16 protein-coding genes are annotated in these 17,787 nt (G+C 43.3%); 15 read left to right on the plus strand and 1 reads right to left on the minus strand.

What is annotated here, in order from left to right:
• Positions 1-256: 256 nt before the first annotated feature.
• The 6 genes from FU659_RS14700 (at position 257) to FU659_RS14725 (ending at position 7,361) form a co-directional block, all read left to right on the plus strand.
• Entirely contained in the window at positions 257-1,675 is a 1,419-nt protein-coding gene (locus tag FU659_RS14700; RefSeq protein ID WP_147948280.1) for a CorA family divalent cation transporter, read from the plus strand.
• Between the two features lie 70 nt (positions 1,676-1,745).
• A complete protein-coding gene (locus FU659_RS14705) occupies positions 1,746-2,435 on the plus strand; it encodes a DUF4145 domain-containing protein (RefSeq protein WP_222708557.1) in 690 nt (229 codons plus the stop codon).
• Complete coding sequence (locus tag FU659_RS14710; RefSeq protein ID WP_147948282.1) at positions 2,435-2,836, plus strand: hypothetical protein; 402 nt, start codon at positions 2,435-2,437, stop codon at positions 2,834-2,836. Before FU659_RS14705 ends, FU659_RS14710 begins: the two co-directional genes overlap by 1 nt.
• 165 nt (positions 2,837-3,001) lie before the next feature.
• Positions 3,002-5,113 carry a PAS domain-containing sensor histidine kinase gene (locus FU659_RS14715; protein ID WP_147948283.1) on the plus strand — a complete coding sequence of 704 codons (2,112 nt, stop codon included), beginning with the start codon at positions 3,002-3,004 and terminating at the stop codon, positions 5,111-5,113.
• On the plus strand, positions 5,110-6,420 hold the full coding sequence (locus FU659_RS14720; protein ID WP_147948284.1) for a sigma-54-dependent transcriptional regulator: 1,311 nt from the start codon (positions 5,110-5,112) through the stop codon (positions 6,418-6,420). Before FU659_RS14715 ends, FU659_RS14720 begins: the two co-directional genes overlap by 4 nt.
• Positions 6,417-7,361, plus strand: coding sequence for an ABC transporter substrate-binding protein (locus FU659_RS14725; protein ID WP_147948285.1), 945 nt, complete (start codon positions 6,417-6,419; stop codon positions 7,359-7,361). Before FU659_RS14720 ends, FU659_RS14725 begins: the two co-directional genes overlap by 4 nt.
• 343 nt (positions 7,362-7,704) lie before the next feature.
• Here FU659_RS14725 and FU659_RS14730 read toward each other — a convergent pair whose 3' ends face one another.
• On the minus strand, positions 7,705-8,319 hold the full coding sequence (locus FU659_RS14730; RefSeq protein ID WP_147948286.1) for a hypothetical protein: 615 nt from the start codon (positions 8,317-8,319) through the stop codon (positions 7,705-7,707).
• A 692-nt stretch (positions 8,320-9,011) separates the two neighbouring features.
• Here FU659_RS14730 and FU659_RS14735 point away from each other — a divergent pair.
• The 9 genes from FU659_RS14735 (at position 9,012) to FU659_RS14770 (ending at position 17,771) form a co-directional block, all read left to right on the plus strand.
• Positions 9,012-10,142 (plus strand): mandelate racemase/muconate lactonizing enzyme family protein, encoded by a 1,131-nt coding sequence (locus FU659_RS14735; RefSeq protein WP_147948287.1) that lies wholly within the window; start codon positions 9,012-9,014, stop codon positions 10,140-10,142.
• The gene (locus FU659_RS14740) at positions 10,142-10,762 is read left to right on the plus strand and encodes an ABC transporter permease (protein ID WP_147948288.1); all 621 of its coding nucleotides are present in this window, start codon (positions 10,142-10,144) and stop codon (positions 10,760-10,762) included. The genes FU659_RS14735 and FU659_RS14740 overlap by 1 nt, the downstream gene beginning before the upstream one ends.
• A 137-nt stretch (positions 10,763-10,899) precedes the next feature.
• Positions 10,900-11,265 carry a hypothetical protein gene (locus FU659_RS37175; protein WP_261807822.1) on the plus strand — a complete coding sequence of 122 codons (366 nt, stop codon included), beginning with the start codon at positions 10,900-10,902 and terminating at the stop codon, positions 11,263-11,265.
• On the plus strand, positions 11,262-11,531 hold the full coding sequence (locus tag FU659_RS37180) for an ABC transporter permease subunit (RefSeq protein WP_261807823.1): 270 nt from the start codon (positions 11,262-11,264) through the stop codon (positions 11,529-11,531). The genes FU659_RS37175 and FU659_RS37180 overlap by 4 nt, the downstream gene beginning before the upstream one ends.
• 63 nt (positions 11,532-11,594) lie before the next feature.
• Positions 11,595-12,539: an ABC transporter substrate-binding protein gene (locus tag FU659_RS14750; RefSeq protein WP_147948289.1), complete on the plus strand. Its 945-nt coding sequence runs from the start codon at positions 11,595-11,597 to the stop codon at positions 12,537-12,539.
• Positions 12,540-12,552: 13 nt separating this feature from the next.
• On the plus strand, positions 12,553-13,998 hold the full coding sequence (locus FU659_RS14755; protein WP_147948290.1) for an NAD-dependent succinate-semialdehyde dehydrogenase: 1,446 nt from the start codon (positions 12,553-12,555) through the stop codon (positions 13,996-13,998).
• Positions 13,999-14,013: 15 nt separating this feature from the next.
• On the plus strand, positions 14,014-14,997 hold the full coding sequence (locus FU659_RS14760; protein ID WP_147948291.1) for an ABC transporter ATP-binding protein: 984 nt from the start codon (positions 14,014-14,016) through the stop codon (positions 14,995-14,997).
• Positions 14,927-16,282, plus strand: coding sequence for a lyase family protein (locus tag FU659_RS14765; protein ID WP_261807824.1), 1,356 nt, complete (start codon positions 14,927-14,929; stop codon positions 16,280-16,282). The genes FU659_RS14760 and FU659_RS14765 overlap by 71 nt, the downstream gene beginning before the upstream one ends.
• Entirely contained in the window at positions 16,275-17,771 is a 1,497-nt protein-coding gene (locus tag FU659_RS14770) for an aldehyde dehydrogenase family protein (RefSeq protein WP_147948293.1), read from the plus strand. Before FU659_RS14765 ends, FU659_RS14770 begins: the two co-directional genes overlap by 8 nt.
• The last annotated feature ends 16 nt before the right edge of the window (positions 17,772-17,787 follow it).

Below are 17,787 nucleotides of genomic sequence, written 5' to 3' on the forward strand. Positions count from 1 at the left end.
ACCTTGGGTAAGGTATCCTTCGCAATTATTGTGGCGAATTACAAAAGTCAAGTGTTTTTTATCTTCCTATGCTTTTTGACTTTTACCAATATTTATCTCGAACTGCATAGGTCATGTGATTAAATAAACCATGGAATTAAAAGGAAAACATAAAATTTTGTAGAAATATGTATCGTTAACTAATTTAAGTTCCTGCTCATTGATCGTGATCTCGTGAGTTATTTTCGGTAGGATTGTTATTCTTGGAGGGCTAGCTATGTTAAACGAGAATAGTGTGAAACAACAAATTACGTATTTATTAATTCCTTTTGCTTTTAAAGAGGATCTAACTAAAACATTAAAACTTGTGAACTTGGATGTGTTTAGGCAAGAACAAGATGATAACGCACAAACACATTTTTTTGATTATATTAAATGCTTGGTGAAAAATGAAGGGGAAATAGGAGAGTCTATTGGGAAAAAATTTATCCTTGATCAGGGCGGTAGAAAAAGGGTGGGGCTGCCTCCAAATTTGAATACGGGATTAAGCTTAGTAGTTGATGGAGAACCGTTGGCTCAAATTAGCATCACTGAAGTATCTTTATATTTATTTGAATCTCAGGTTGGTTTTCTTATATTCAAGGTTTTTTTTAATGGCGAATTCAATTTTGATCAAGTGATTCAAGCTAATTACTATATGAAGAAATTTGTTCAAAAAGATATTGTTTTATCATATAGAATTGGGCGTTTAGTCACTGACGTTCAAGAGGTACAATTAGGAGAAGTGATTCATACCTTAACCGAATCTCTGAATGTAAAAACCTTCTTTGAGGGAGAAAATCAAAAGCCAAAACAAGCTTTAGTCTACAGCACTACATTGTTAAAAGGAACCATTTCTGATCAAAAACAATTAAATACCTATTTATTTCGTGCAAGACGTGCTTTTAAACATTCCTATTTACCAAGTGATTCAGAATTAGAGGCAAGTTATAGCGCTGAAGTGTTGCCCTTATTTCGAAACAGTCATTGGGGAATTTCACTGGAGGGGTTAGCTAATATTATTGAGACAGTTGGTGTGGGAACAGAGGTATCTGAAACAAATGCTTTCTTTGGCGGAAACTATTCTTACCATATTGAGAAAGCATATCTTTACATGTACATATTAGCCTTACACCAAAGATTTGGACTTTTACATTTGTCTATTGAAGCCTCCGAGTTTTCTAAAAAGTTTGATGATTATATTAAAAATCCAACGATTCAAATTAAAGATGTTATTCATATGAACTTGAAATTGGTACGTTTTAAATTAAGATCAACTTTTACGCAAATTTCAAATGTTACTCATCAGGATAAGCTGTATGCAAATATGAGAAAGGTCTTAAAAATTGAAGAACTGCTTAGCGAGCTGCATGCAGAAATGGAATCATTATCAGCCTTAATGCAAATTGCCGAATTAAGAGAAAATCGTGAGAACGATCAAAAAAAAGTTGAACAATCAGAAAAATTCCAAAGAGCTCTTGGTGTTGTCTCATTCATATTTTTGCCCTTTGGAGCTTTAACGGGTTTTTTCGGTATGAATTTCAAATTTACTAGTACAGAAAACCTTCCGAATTTATATTTCTTGTTAAGTATTCTTTTGATTTATATGGTTGCATTTTTTGTATATTGGCTTTGGATTCATCCTAAAAAGGAGTAACTATTATTTCTTTTGATATAAAATTAAAGCAAATAACGTATGGGAGTAGGATATGAAAAGGATGGAGTCTATGTATAGTCATGGTGTTCAGGGAGAGTTGCTCGACAAATTAGAACAAAGTAAAAACAGCACGATACAAGCTATATTGAAAGAGTTAAGAAAATTCAATGCGTTACGAGAAGAAGAAGTAGAGTTTGCGATCATATCTGCTCGAAAGTCTCTAGATTATATCATCCGGAGTTCGTCCACGCTCGCAGATATTAAAGCTGGGACAAAACCGTTAGATGGATTAATTGATGAACTATTAAAGGTCAAGTTTTTACCCAGTGTTATCCACAAGCATTGTAAAATTATTAAAGAATTTGGTAACATTGCTGCCCATGGTATCACAGCAGATTTCTCAGATGTAGAGTCCAGTGAACTAACCGATATTGAGGTAAGTATTTGTTCCTATTCCTTAAATGCAGTGGTAAGTTGGTATGCAACGAAAGTATTACAAAAAGTATTAGATATTTTTCCATTTAAAATTATTGCCGGAAAAGAAATCACTGAAGAACAAATTGTTGAGGCTATTGAAATTGATAATAATGTGTATAGTGAAGGATTTCGAGGAATCTATCAGGTTTGTATGGAATGGTACCATAAAAACCCTGACATTTACAGATTCATTATTGATCAAAACATTAATAAGGTTGTCGGTTACATTAACGCTATGCCTATAGAAGATGAAACTTTAAGGCCATTGAATCAGGTAGTTTGATGGATACGGATATTCTTGCTTCTGACATTCGTTCCTATGATCTTCCTGATATCTATAAACTTTATTTGTGTTCTGTTGCCATATCTCAAGATTATCGTGGCAGTGTTGCGTTTAAAATGCTCTATGAAGCATTTTTTAATCGGCTATTGCATTTAGCCCAACAAGATGTTTATATCTCGGAAATAGTTGCAGATGCAGTTACAGAAGAAGGCAAAAAATTGTGTGAGTTCCTTGGTATGAAACAAGTGAAGGTCTCCAATCACGATTCTTCGATTTACAAGGTCTCTTTGCTGCCACCTTCTATTCGTGTTACGACAGATAAAGCGAAAATATTTCAAACCCTCTATCAAAAGAAATACGAGGAATTCAAGGATCTGCTTGATATCAACCAGCATCTTTAAATCATTTAGAATAAAGTCTGCCCAATGTCCTGTGGCTACACAGTGAAGATTAGGTAGACTTTTTAAATTGCTTTTGGTTTGTTCCAGGTATCCTTTAGGGCGCGGTTACGATTCCACATTAGATAAATGACGGTTTCTCGTTGACGGGATTGGGATGGTTCGAATATGATGGTTCTGTCCAAAGATGAGGTGATAGGAACTGTGGCGTTTTTTCTGCAAGCCTTTACAAGCCGGCTGACTCGCAAATATTTATTAATCTTTTCATTGATCTTAATCATTCCGACGATTATCATTTACCGCTTGATTGTGAGTTACGCTCAGAATGTCATGGAAGAGCATATTGCCCGCGACAATTTGATCGGAGCTGATGCGATAGTCAAACGGTTGAATGCGGAAATAACGGATGTAGTACTGCAGCTTCAACTGATTGCGGGTCAAAATTTAGCTTATCGAACAGATGTAAAAACGATGTATGAGAATGCCAAGCAAACCATAGCCAAGAGTTCTATGCTTCATGCCATTTATTATGTCGATAATGAATCGCAGCTGCTGTTTGAGGCCCCTTTTTCGCCAGAAATGCAAGCGGTTTCTTATGCGTATCCCGGTCTTGAGCATGTAAGATGGAGTTATACGTATATGGTTTCGGGGCTGCTGGAAAATTATCATAAAGAAACCGCTGTGACCATTGCCGTACCTGTTTACTATAAAGATCGCACCTTTCATGGTGCTCTAGTGGCTGAACTAAGTCGGGATTATTTGTCCGAGATGCTGCGTACCATGAGCGCGAGCCGCGAAGGCTTTAGTTATTTGTTGGATGTGAACGGACGCGTTATTGCCTCGTCGGACGAAGCTATCCTTGGCAAAAATTTGGGGAACGATCCGATTGGACAACGGTTAATGGTCGGTGACTCAGGTCTTATTACAAGCTTATATCAAGGCCGAGATAGTATTGTAGCTTATCAGCAGATACGTGATAATTGGGGATTGGCACTGGGTATTCCTCAAGATATTGCTTTTCAACCGGTTCTGCTGCTGGGCCGCGCGCTGACGATCAGCTTTTTAACCATATTCGTGTTATCGCTATTTCTTATTTTATTTGGCATGCGGGGATTGCTGTACCCGATCATTCATCTTACTCGGTTTGCCAAAAAATATAGGCAGGAGCATACCTTGGAAACTCTTCAACCAGGCCGGATGGATGCCAAGGATGAGTTGAGTGAACTTACCGGAACGATGAAAGCACTTACGCATGAGCTTGATTTTAAGGAACGTTTTCTAAGAGATGTCATTGAAGGCATCCCTTACGCACTGGTAACGATCAATCATGAAGGCTTGATTACGCATGCCAACGAAAAATTTTATCATTTATTTCAAATACATCGGGCAGATCCCGCAAATCGGCATATATCCGTTATTCCGGAATTGGCGGATATTTCATTGTTTCAGGGAGAAAGAGAGCTCACAGTTCTTGGCGACAAAGGAGAGCGGAATATTGTTCGCACAGTAACGGCTCCCTTTCAAAATGGTGTCCTTGCTGTTCTGCAGGATGTGACGCAAATTAGGCTGCTTGAAGAGCAAGTCAGCCAAAGCGAAAAGCTTGCTCAAATGGGCCAAATTACGGCTGGAGTTGCCCATGAACTGAAAAATCCGCTTGCCGTGCTCGCCAGCAGCTCGGAATTGTTGAGGGATGAAATGCTGGAACAGCATCAGGATTTTCAATTAATTCGTACCCTTGTGGACGATATTGATGAAGAGATTGCGCGAATGAGCGGCATTGTCAATCAATTCTTGTCTTTTGCCAAAACCAAAAGCGAGCATGAAAACTTGATTGAAATCGATGAACTGATTGAAAGGGTTTTGCATCTGCTGCGTATCAAATTTAACGAATCGCAGGTAACCGTAAATAAGCAATATGATACACTGCTGCCTTTAATCTTAGGAAGAACCAATAAGTTGATTCAATTATTTCTCAATTTGTTCCTGAACAGTATTGACGCTATGCCGGGCGGCGGCTTATTGACATTAAGCATTAAGAGAAATGAATTGTTTCTTGAGGTTAGAATAGAAGACTCCGGCGAAGGGATCTCGCAGAATGATATGCAGTGGCTCTTCAATCCTTTTTTTTCCACCAAGGAGCAAGGGACGGGAATTGGACTCACCATCGCTGGTGAAATTATTCGGGAACATGGCGGGGAAATTCAAATCGAGAGCATGCTGCAGCAGGGGACGACGGTCATTTGTAAATTTCCCATTCAACGAAAGGAGATCATTTTATGACATACCGAATACTGGTGGTTGATGATGAAGTAAAGCTTTGCCGCAACATTGCCATTAAGCTGGAACGACGAGGCTATAAAGTTGATGCTGCCTACGACGGGAAATCAGCGATTGGCATGATCGAGCTTGCTGCGTATGATGCGGTTATTTTGGATGTGATGCTGACCGATATGACGGGTCTTGATGTCCTGCAAGCGATTAAACAAAAACATCCATCTTTGTTGATATTCATGTTAACGGCCTATGGCAATGTAGAAAATGCGGTAATGGCTATGAAGCTTGGAGCTGTTGATTATTTGAATAAACCAATCGAATTAAAGTTGCTTGCAGAGAAAATTGAGAAAGCTTTGCCACTGACAGGTACGGAGGAAATGGCAGGTACGTTAGCGTTTGCAAGTGACCAGATGAAACAAATTCGGGACGTGCTGGAGCGGGTTAACCAAACGGAAGCCAGTATTTTGCTGCTGGGCGAAAGCGGAGTAGGTAAAACGGCTCTAGCCAAGTGGATCCATCAGGAGAGTCATCGAAATCAGCATCCTTTCATCTCTTTAAATTGTGCGGCTATTCCTGAAAACCTTCTGGAAAGCGAATTATTTGGTTATGAAAAGGGAGCCTTTACGGGAGCGGTCGATACACGAATCGGCAAATTCGAAGCGGCGAATCAGGGAACTATTTTTCTCGATGAAATTGGTGAGATGTCATTGGCAACACAGGCCAAATTGCTGCACGTGATTGAGGAAAAGCGGATTATCCGGCTGGGCAGTCATCAGGAGCGTTATATGGATGTTCGCATCATCGCGGCAACGAATCGAAACATTCAGGAATTTGTTCGTGACGGAAAGTTCCGTGAAGATTTATACTACCGCTTAAATTTAGTGGAAATCACCATTCCCCCCTTGCGTCAACGTAAAGAAGACATTGTTGTTCTTGTTGGACAAAAAATACAGGAGCTTAATAACAAATATAGGAAATCTGTCATGGCCTCCGAAGAATTGAAAAAAGCTTTCGAATCGCTGCCGTGGCATGGGAATATCCGCGAGCTTTTCAACGTTCTTGAACGTATGCACATTTTAAAAACAAATGGACACCTGCATATCGGTGATCTTCCGTCCAATTTGTCCGCACAAACAGATCGTAAAATGAATGAATCACCATCAGGCAAGCTGCAGGATGTCCTAGAGGAGGTTGAGGAGAAAATGATCGAGGATGCGCTGTTGCGTTCGAAAGGAAATCAGACCAAAGCTGCCGATCTGCTCGGCATTTCCCGCAACACCTTAATTCATAAGATAAAAAAGAGCAAAAGATGAAATCCAAAGTGGGGTTATATTTAGCCGTTGCCATGTTTATTTTGTTGCTATCTGCTTGTACCCACGGAACATTAGAAAAGACCAGTGAATTGAACAAGCCGCTTCCGCTTAATAAAACGAAAATTACAGTAGGGTCGAAGTCCATGACGGAGCAATACTTGCTGCTCAAGATGACTTCATTGGTGCTGCGGGAGCATGGTTACCCCGTGAATGAAATGGTGACGCTGGATAGCGACGCAGTTCGAACGGCGATGGAAGCTGGAGTTATCGATCTGTACTGGGAGTATACAACGACAGCCCGGCAATATTACCAAAAGCAGCCGCCTATCTATGATGCGGATGAAGTGTACCGAGCAGTCTCGGAAACCGATGCGAAGAAAGGCATCGTTTGGCTGCCAAAGAGCAATTTTAACAGCAGTTGGGCTTTGCTTATGCGAGATGACGTGGCTCAGCAATTGGGTATCCGCACGATCTCTGACCTTGCTCGGGTGTTCAAAGAAAAGCGCTCGACGATGAAGTTTGCCACCAATGATGAATATCAGCAAAGAGAAGACGGGATAAAGCGGCTTCAGGATATTTATGACTTTGTTGTTCCTAAAAATCAACTTGTAGCGATGGATACCAGTTTGCTGCCTCAAGCGGTGAAAGAGTCACGTGTAGAAGTGGCAGTGGGTCTCGCTTCCGATTCTCGTATTAAAGATCATCATTTAGTCATTGTTGAAGATGATCGTCATTTGTTTCCGCCCTATCAGGCGGCTCCGGTGATTATTAAGAAAACGCTAGATCAGAACGAGGAGATTAGTGGACTCATAAAGCCGATTGCGGAAGTCATCGACAATAACAATATGAGGGATTTGATGTACCAGGTGGATATTCTGCATAAGGATGTTACCCAAACTGCACGTGAATTTTTATTGCAAAAGCATATTTTACAGCCATAAAGGCTGCGAATGGCCATGATACTTGATGAACTGCATATAAAGATAAACACGGAGGAAAACCGTGTTTTCAGTTGAGGGGAGCCATGAAAGTGGCTCCCTACTTTATGTTTATTCTTTATGAAGTATGAATCGGGAATAATAAAAGTAGCAAACAAAAGAAGTCGTCATCTAAAAATAAATCCCATATCAATAAACGTGTGATAAATAAGGAAAGTTCCTGAGCAGAGGGTTAATTAGAAGTATTAGACGAGGATTAGAGGAGTTGTGTAACAACAATGTAAAGAAGACAAACCAGAATTTCACATAGGAATTGGCTTGTCTATTCTCGTTATAGCAAATGGAATCACGTTATCAGTCTATACAATACCCCAGATGTGAAGACGTAAGAAATAATGCACAGGATTGATATGGCAATTGAAGTTGGGATTGGCTTTTCAATAATCCGCTTAGTCTTCTCGATAAAAAGAGTTACAAATTTGTTCTTTCTCACTTGATTGGCTTGGACACCAACGGCTAATAAATGCCCCATGAGAATGTAAGCAATTCCGATGCATAGGGAGAACCCAATTAAGCCAAAAGTTATATATGAATACTCGAAGGTAGCCAACAAGCCTTTATTTTGTATGACTTCTCCTATGGAGTGATATGAGGTGTATTCTGGAGTTTGAACCATTTTCAGATTAAGATGAGCTGTATATAAGAGCAGTGTGATAAGGGATATCCACCAAAGATATAATTTTGAAAACACTTTATTTATTACGAGATTGAAAGATACGAGTAATACTTTTTTCAATCCGAATAATACAAGAACTGTAAGCAACCAAAAGATGATGTTGTTGTATTTTAAAAATAGTGAGGTCAATAACACCATAACTACTACTGCTATTATTTGTGAATCTGAATCTTTAGCTCTAGGTTTGTGCTTATAGACTTGTATTGTGCGGTGTTTATTGTCCATAAAATACCTCCATTTTCTGTGTCTATATGTAATACGTTTTAAGACTGGAAATGGGTTCATTTTCCTCTAATAGGAATTTACAGTTAGCCCAATATTGTAGGTATCGCCAACATTTGAGGAGTGAAGGTATTTATGTCTCAAATTATACTAAGTGATATTCGGAAAAACCGAACGCATAGGTGGGACTTCATTAGATTCAAAGAAGGTAGGGAGATGTGAAACACCTGAAAAGCACGTTGAAGAATTTGCCGACTAGCTAAATGCTGTTGAAGGAAAACTAGATATCGTTATGAAAAAGATTGAGGAACTAAATGAGTATAAAATTGAGGAAGGACCAATGATAATCACAATTGAATAGAGGAGATGAAACGCCGCTTCCTTATGGGAGTGGTTTATTTTATTATTTGGGTGGGAGAAAATTTTGGGTCATATTAATGATGAGGATTTAAGGGTTTGACGATTTCTTTTGTTTGCTATTTTTATTCTTCCTTTTTAATTATTCATCCCATTCTGTTTTACCATTCATAATACGTGAGAAATTGCCCAGTAAATTTACAGGTTGCTGTAAAAATTTTGTGCAATCGCTTACAAATTTAGGGGCACTACGAGTTTAAACGCTGATTTTATAACGGTGCGATGAATTGGCACGGTTCTTGCTGTATATAGAGTATCCGTATAAATGAGGTGAAGAGATGAAAATTACAGCTATTGATATCAAACATTATCTACTTCCCCTAGACCCGCCATTCAAAGCGGCATGGGATCCGAATCCAAGAAAGAAATTTGCTTCCACCATTGTGAAGGTTCACACCGATGAGGGGATTACAGGGATTGGCTCAGGGGATTTAATGACCGGATTCGAAGGGCACGAGCATTTGTTTATTGGTAAAGACCCTTTTGAGATTGAGCGACATGCGCAAGTTATATACAATATCGATTTTCATTATGGGCGCTGCTGGAGTTTGGATCTCGCTTTATGGGATTTAATGGGCAAAGCGACGGGTCAACCTGTTTATAAGCTGCTCGGGGGAAGAAATAATAAGCTTTTTGCATACGCTTCCAATGGCGAAATCGTGGAGCCCCGTGTTAGGGCTGAGCGGGCACAGCAGTTTATCGAGCAGGGATTCAAGGCAATGAAAATCCGCTTCCATCATGCTGACGTTCGCGATGACATCAAGGTCGTCGAAGAAGTACGAAAAGCAGTCGGTAGCCGGATTGAGATTATGATCGACGCCAATCAAGGTTGGAAGATGCCATGGGACACGGAAGGCACCTGGGATCTCAAGAAAGCCTATCAAGTGGCCAAAGAATTAGAGCAGCTTGGCGTATTCTGGCTCGAGGAACCACTGCCGCACCATGATTTCCGCGGGCTTGCGAAGCTTCGCGAGATGACAGGCATTCGCATAGCAGGCGGAGAGATGAATCGCCGCCTGCATGATTTCGTGGAGCTGAACCGTTTGGGTGCGCTCGATGTGTATCAGCCTGATGTCGCTTTATCCGGCGGGATTACGTACACCAAGAAAATTGCAGATCTTGTTCAAGCGGATGGTGCCTGGTTTAGTCCGCATACTTGGACCAATGGAATCGGTGTTCTAGCTAATCTTCATTTGGCCGCTGCTGTCAGCCATTGTCCGTATCTTGAATTTCCTTACGATCCGCCATCTTGGTCAGCGGATCGCAGAGATTTCGTCATGGCAAACAAGCTTGAGGTTGACGCTGACGGGTACTTGAATCTCTCCGATGCGCCCGGACTCGGCATCGAGCTCGATGAAGAAGCGCTAGAGAGATATGCCTATAAGCATGTATACGTGGGTGAAAGCTGATGAGCTACTTGTTTAATAATCTGGATAAGGTGGGGGAGCTGTTTGGACAGCATGTGATGCTGACATTTACATCACTGGGTATTGCGTTATTGTTCGCCATCCCGATTGGTTTCTTGGTAGCGAAATACAGGAAGCTTTATACGCCAGTAACCGGGGTGTTAGGTATTATTTACACGATTCCGAGCATGGCGCTTTACGCGACATTGATTCCCTACACCGGACTCGGCGTGAAAACAGCTACGATTGGACTCGTTGCCTATGCACAAATGATTTTGGTGCGAAATGTGGTAGCGGCTATCAAAGGAATTGATCCTTTGATGCTGGAAGCAGCCAAGGGAATGGGCATGAGTAAATGGCAGATCGTCATGAAGATTGAAATGCCGCTCTCGATTCCCGTGATTTTGGCTGGGATTCGTATTGCTACTGTGTCTATCATTTCGATTGGCACGATTGCGGCATGGATTGGCGGTGGCGGACTCGGAACATTGATTTTCCAAGGCTTAAACCACCAACATACGGGGAAAATCATAGCTGGTACTGTTGCTATTACGGTTTTGGCCATTTCGGCGGATGTCATCTTCCGTCTCATTGAAAAATGGCTTCGCCCGAAGATGGCATAAAGCGAAGCTTACAAAGAGTGTTTTTCAAATGAAAAGCTTAGTAGAAGCTTACGATGACAGTTTTCCAAATGGAAAACTCAGCAAACGCTTACGAAGAAAGTTTTCCAAATGGAAAAACTTTAAGGAGGTGCTGCAAATTGCTATGGAATGAAATACAAACCTATTTTCGTGAGAACGCATCCGTTTTTTGGGGTAACTTAATAAGTCACATTGAACTCAGTATCGCCGCTATCGGTGTTGCCTTGATTCTTTGTGTGCCGCTTGGGATCTGGATTTCACGAAGGCTTACTGTCGCGGATTATATCATCAATGGAATCAATATGTTCCGAGTTGTGCCGAGTTTGGCTATTCTGGCCTTAGCCATGCCGATCCTTGGCGTCGGATTTGCTCCCGCTCTCCTTGCATTAACCGTGTTGGCCTGCCCTCCTATCATTATCAATACTTATGTGGCGTTCGCGAAATTGATGCCGGTATTAAGGAAGCGGCCAAGGGGATGGGCATGACGCCTATGCAAATGACCATGAAGGTCGAGCTGCCGCTGGCGCTTCCGGTGATGCTGGCTGGCATACGCACAGCATCGGTTGAAGTTATCGCCAGCGCAACACTTGCCGTATTGATCGGCGGACAGGGTCTTGGCAGCTATATCATCAATGGGGTGAGCATGATGTCCAAGAGTTATTTACTCATAGGAGCGGTACCGGTTGCTTTGCTGGCTTTAACGAGTGAATTTGTATTCGCTTACATTCAAAGACGTTCAAGTTATACGTGATCTCGATCAGTTTTGCTCATACGAGCGATTGATATATGAAACCATGAAAAGGGGATATTTCACATGAAAAAACACTTTTTGACTTTATCTATTTTGGCTATTTCTACTGCAGCCGTTTTGGCAGGTTGCGGCAGTGGCGCTTCCAAAGAGGCATCATCCGGTGGCACATCGGCGAAGAAATCAAATCTCACATTAACAGTTGGCTCCAAGGATAATACGGAAAATCACTTGATTGGTGAGATGTACGCCGAAATTTTTGAGGATATGGGCATAAAAGTTACCCGTAAATTGAGCCTTGGAGGCACAGCACCTACGTTCGAAGCGCTGAAAAAAGGCGATTTAGATATTTATCCTGAGTACACAGGAACGGGTCTAACCGTGATGTTAAAGCAGCCTGTTGAAAAAGATCAAAAGAAGGTTGAGCAAGCGCTTAGCGAGGGCTTTAAGCAGTGGAATCTGGAATGGTTGGAGTCCGCTCCGGAAAACGCCACATACGGCTTTGCTACAAAGAAAGAAATAGCGGATAAATATAAGCTGGAAAGCATTTCTGATTTGGCTGCGCACAGCAGCGAGCTGATCCTGTCCTATCCGCAGGAATTCGACGTTCGTGATGATTCACTGCCGGGTCTGCAAAAAGCTTATAAAGACAAGGGAGGCTTCAAGTTCAAGAAGCAATTCCAAATCGATTACAGTCTTCGTTATAATCCGTTGAAAGAAGGACAATCAGACGTAACGGTATCCGTGGGAACAGACGGACAAATAGCGGGTATGGGCTTAAAGCAGTTAAAGGATGATATCAGCTTTTTCCCGATTTATCATGTTGCTCCGCTGATTCGTAAAGAAAAGCTGGATAAAGAGCCTGCGATTAAAGACCGTTTAAACCAATTGTCAAAGCTGCTGACAGACGAAGCGGTTCAAAAAATGAATTGGCAGGTCGACGGTCCGGATAAAAAAGAAATTGAAGCTGTAGCTAAAGCTTTCCTGAAAGACAAGAAACTCATTAAATAACACGGAGGTCCTTATGCTAACGATAGAAACTAAACTTTATATAGAGGGGGAGTGGACGGAGGCTGGATCCAGTCTCCGCTCCCCTGTTTATAACCCGGCAACGGGAGAATGGTTGACAGATGTTGTTCAAGGCGGTCAGGAACAAGCAAAGCTGGCTGTTGAAGCTGCACATCGCGCGTTTCCGATCTGGTCTCGCACAGCGGCTGAAGAACGATCTGTTTGGCTTCGCAAAATGTACGATGCTATTGTTGCAAATGCTGATCGGTTAGGTGAAATTATGACCCTTGAGCAAGGGAAGCCTTTCGAAGAAGCGAAAGGTGAAGTGCTTTGGGGTGCGGATTTTCTTCTTTGGTATTCGGAAGAGGCGAAGCGGATCAACGGAGAAATCATCCCGTCCTCACGCACGACACAAAAGATACTTGTCCAACGGCAGCCCATTGGTGTCGTTGCAGCCATAACACCTTGGAATTTCCCTACCTCTATGATTACGCGGAAGCTGGCTCCGGCGCTTGCTGCAGGGTGCACAGTTGTTATCAAACCTGCTCCGGACACACCGCTGTCCGCCATCGCTTTGTTTGAAATTTTTGATCAAATCGGTCTGCCGAAAGGCGTTGTCAACTTAGTGCTTGGCGATGCGGAGGCCATCGGTCGTGAGTTTTTGGACAATGAAAAAGTTCGTAAAATCAGCTTCACGGGATCAACGAAGGTAGGCAAATACTTGCTGGAGCAATCGGCCAAACAAGTGAAAAAAGTTTCATTGGAGCTAGGGGGACACGCCCCGTTCATCGTATTCGAAGATGCTGATTTGGATGCAGCGGCCCTAGGCTTGATGTATAACAAATTTCAAAATGGAGGCCAGACCTGCATTTGCGCAAATCGCATTTTCGTGCAGGCATCGGTGAAGGATGTTTTCATCGATAAGTTTACCAACCTCATGAAACAACTTCGCGTTGGCAATGGGATGGTACCCGGGATGCAAATGGGACCTCTCATTCATGCTGGGGCTGTGGCTAAGGTGCAGGAGCATGTACAGGACGCGGTGGCTAAAGGGGCTGCGCTTGTTTATGGGGGCAGTCCATTAACTGAGGGTGATTATGGCAAAGGAAGCTATTTCGCACCGACGGTTTTGGCGGATGTAACACCGGATATGAAGATTTTTAATGAAGAAACGTTTGGACCTGTAGCTCCTTTCCTTACATTTGAGAGCGAAGAGGAAGCAGTTCGCCTTGCCAATAGTACAGAGTACGGACTGGCATCTTATTTTTACTCTACCAATTTGGCACGTACGATGCGTGTTGCGGATGCTCTTGAATATGGCATGATCGGCATTAATGAATCGGCACTTGGCTATGTGCAAGCACCCTTTGGAGGAATCAAGCAAAGCGGGATAGGTCGAGAAGGTGGACAGCACGGCGTTGATGATTTCTTGGAGTACAAATATGTGAATCTGAATTTCTGATGAGGTGAGTAGTGGATGAGCATTTCATACAAGCAAGTGCACAAACAGTATCCGGGTGTTCCTGTTCCAGCTGTTGACCAGGTCAATTTATCGGTTCGAGAAGGTGAGTTTATTGTCTTCCTCGGCCCATCAGGCTGTGGAAAAACAACGCTGCTCAAAATGACCAATCGGTTGTATGACCCGACCTCGGGAACAATCGAGATCGATGGTACGGATATTTCCACGATGCAGCCAGAAACCTTACGCCGCCAGATTGGTTATGTCATTCAGCAAAATGGGCTATTTCCTCATATGCGGATCGAAGATAATATCGCTGTGGTGCCGCGCTTGCTTCACTGGAGCGAACCCAGTATTTCAGCCCGTATCGATGCATTGCTAGAGATGGTCCATTTGGATCCAAAGACGTTCCGCAAAAGGCTGCCAAGCCAGCTTTCGGGTGGTCAACAGCAAAGAGTGGGCATCGCCCGCGCGTTGGCGGCTGACCCTAGTATTCTACTCATGGATGAGCCATTTGGCGCCATCGATGCCATTACACGTTTGAGCTTACAGGATGAACTGCTGCGCATTCAGAGACGTACGAAGAAGACGATACTTTTCGTAACTCACGATGTGGACGAAGCATTTAGGCTGGCTGATCGTATTGTTGTCATGCAAAGCGGGAAAATTGTCCAGTTCGATACGCCTTATGCGATTATTACAAGCCCTGTGAATGAATTTGTTAAACAGTTAGTAGGGGACCGGGACATATACCGCCGAATGAATCTGCTCAAAATTAGCGATATTTTGCAAGTGAAGGATGAAGATAAAGGAGCCGTTGTCAGCACGAATCCTGTTGTTCATCTGGATGAATGCGTCAAAGATGTGTTTACTCGCTTAGTTGAAACAAGAAGCAAAGAATTAATTGTGGTTAATCACATGAATTGTCGTGTTGGAACGATTGATATCGATACGATTCTGGATCAAATGGAAGAGCACGGACGTACCTATGCGCAAAGTTGAAGACGCTTTTGGCACACTGGAGTTGCCCGATGATGTGCTGTACGGAGTGCAAACAGCGCGCACAGTTTCCAATATGAGCTTTTCCGGACATAGCTTGTCGCAGTATCCGATTTATATCCAATCTCTGGCAGCTGTAAAAAAAGCGGCGGCGTTAGCCAATGCAAGGACTGGAATCATTGACCCAGCCATCTCTGCATCCATTGTTGGGGCTTGTGATGAATTAATCGCAGGAAAGCATACGGATCAGTTTCCTGTGGATGCCTTCCATGGAGGCGGCAGCATCGGTATCAATATGAATATCAATGAAGTCATAGCCGCTCTGGCAGGTGACCAGGTGAATCCTGCGGATCATGTGAATGCCTCACAATCTACGGCAGATGTTTGCCATACGGCGATCCGAATTGCACTGATAGAAACGGTTAAGCCCCTGGAGCAAAGCTTGCTTCAAATAATCCAGACCCTGGAGCTAAAAGCGGAGCAACTGAAACCGGTGAGCACCATTGCGAGAACATGTTGGCAGGATGGCATGAGGGTTTCCGCGGGTGTATTGTTTCAGGCTGCAGCTTCTGCCTTGAAACGCCGCATTGAAGCAGTGAGCCTGGCAGTTGAGGACATACACCGAATCAACTTGGGCGGTACTGTTATTGGTTCGGGTATGGGCGCGAGCAGTTCTTATCGGGAAGCGGTAATTCCACTTTTGGCCGAGGTCACGGGGCTTCACTTACAAGAACGAGCGGATCTATATGATGCCGCGCAATATCCTGACGATTTAGGACGTTTGTCTTCCGAGATACGTCTGACGTCAGTCGTGCTTGTCAAACTGGCTAAAGATTTGCGTCTGCTGTCTTCAGGACCAGAGACCGGACTCTCAGAGCTGGTACTTCCGGCTGTTCAGGCGGGATCCTCTTTTTTCCCAGGTAAAGTAAATCCGGTTATTCCGGAAACCGTCATTCAGTGCGGATTATTAATCAATGGCAATGACTCGGTGATCCAATCGGCAGTAGAGCTTGGCGAAGTGCATTTGAATTTGGCCGACGGTTTGATGGGGACTCTTCTGCTGGATAACATGCAGATGCTTTGGCGTGCAGCTGTTATTTTTGAATCAAAATGCTTGTTTGGCATTACGGTCAATGAGGACATCTGCAAAAGATATGCAGACAGCTTCATTCCGCTAATCGTCGATTTAAAGGAACAATATGGCTATGAACAGGTTGCTTTATGGATAAAACAATGGGGACCTCAGCAAATCAGAGAGAAATTCGGGAGGAGCGAGAAGCATGAGTAATATACAGCCTGCCCAATTGGATTGGGCTCAAGATTGGTTAAGAGGGACGAAATCTTTGTATATCGGCGGGGAATGGGTGGAAGGCGGAGGTTCACTGTTAAGCTCGATCAATCCTGCAAACGGGCAGGAGTTGGGAACGTTTCGCGGAGCTGATGAAGAGAATGTGAATCAGGCGGTTGCCGCTGCTCGTGAGGCTTTTGAAGCTGGCGAATGGAAGTCGATGTCCCGCAAGGAACGGGGACGCATCATGTGGAAAATCGCGGCATGCATCCGCGAACATCATGCGGAACTGGCGACACTGGAGTCGCTGGATAATGGGAAGCTGTACAAAGAGGCTTATATCGACGATGTGACGGAAGCAGCTGAGCTGTTCGAGTATTACGGCGGCTGGGTAGATAAATTTTATGGTGAAGTGAGTCCGGTTGAAGGCAATTTTACCAGCTTTACGACCAAGGATCCAATCGGGGTATGCGGTCAGATCGTTCCTTGGAACTTCCCGATCGTGATGGGCGTGTGGAAGCTTGCTCCTGCCCTTGCCATGGGGAATACGGTCGTTTTCAAGCCTTCAAGCGCAACGAGCTATTCCATCATTCGTTTATTTGAAATTATTCATGATTCGTGTTTGCTTCCGAAGGGAACGATCAACCTGATCCTTGGCGAAGGCCGAATCGGTTCATATATTACCCGCCATATGGGCGTGGACAAAGTTTCTTTCACAGGCAGCACAGGAGTTGGCAAACAGCTCGTTCACGATTCCGCGGATTCGAACTTAAAACCTGTGACGCTGGAGCTTGGCGGGAAATCGCCTAACCTTATTTTCGCTGATGCGCCGAATATGGATGCTGCCATCGAACGCTCCTTCTATGGTTTGTTTACCCATAAAGGGGAGAAATGCTCAGCGCCGACAAGGCTGTTCGTAGAACGGCCTGTTTATGAAAGAGTCGTAAATAAGCTTACGGAATATGCTGACGGCTATAAACTAGGTGATCCTTTTGATTCAGAAGCGCATCAAGGACCTCAGGTTTCCAAAGCACATATGGAAAGTATTCTGGGTTATATCCAGAAAGGCGTAGAGCAAGGAGCTCGCATTGCAGCCGGCGGTTATCGTGACACCGAAGGTACGAACGAACAGGGATATTTTGTAAGGCCCACGATCTTGGCTGACGTAACAAATGATATGATCGTGGCTCAAGAAGAGATCTTTGGACCGGTGCTTGTTGTAATCGCTTTTGATACCGAAGAGGAAGCCGTTCGATTGGCGAATGATTCCATATACGGATTAGCTGCAGGCCTTTGGACGAATGATGTGGCTAGAGCGCATCGAGTAGCTAAGAAGCTGGATGCAGGCCAAGTATTCATCAATCGATATGGCTGCTACGACTATGCAAGCCCATTCGGCGGTTTTAAGCAAAGCGGATGGGGCAAAGAGTACGCCATTCATTCCTTGAACTCCTATACAAAAACAAAAGCAATATGGATTGCTCATTAATATAGAGAGGAAGTAC

The organism is Paenibacillus sp. N3.4, assembly GCF_008017805.1.
In the GTDB taxonomy this organism is placed as follows: domain Bacteria; phylum Bacillota; class Bacilli; order Paenibacillales; family NBRC-103111; genus Paenibacillus_E.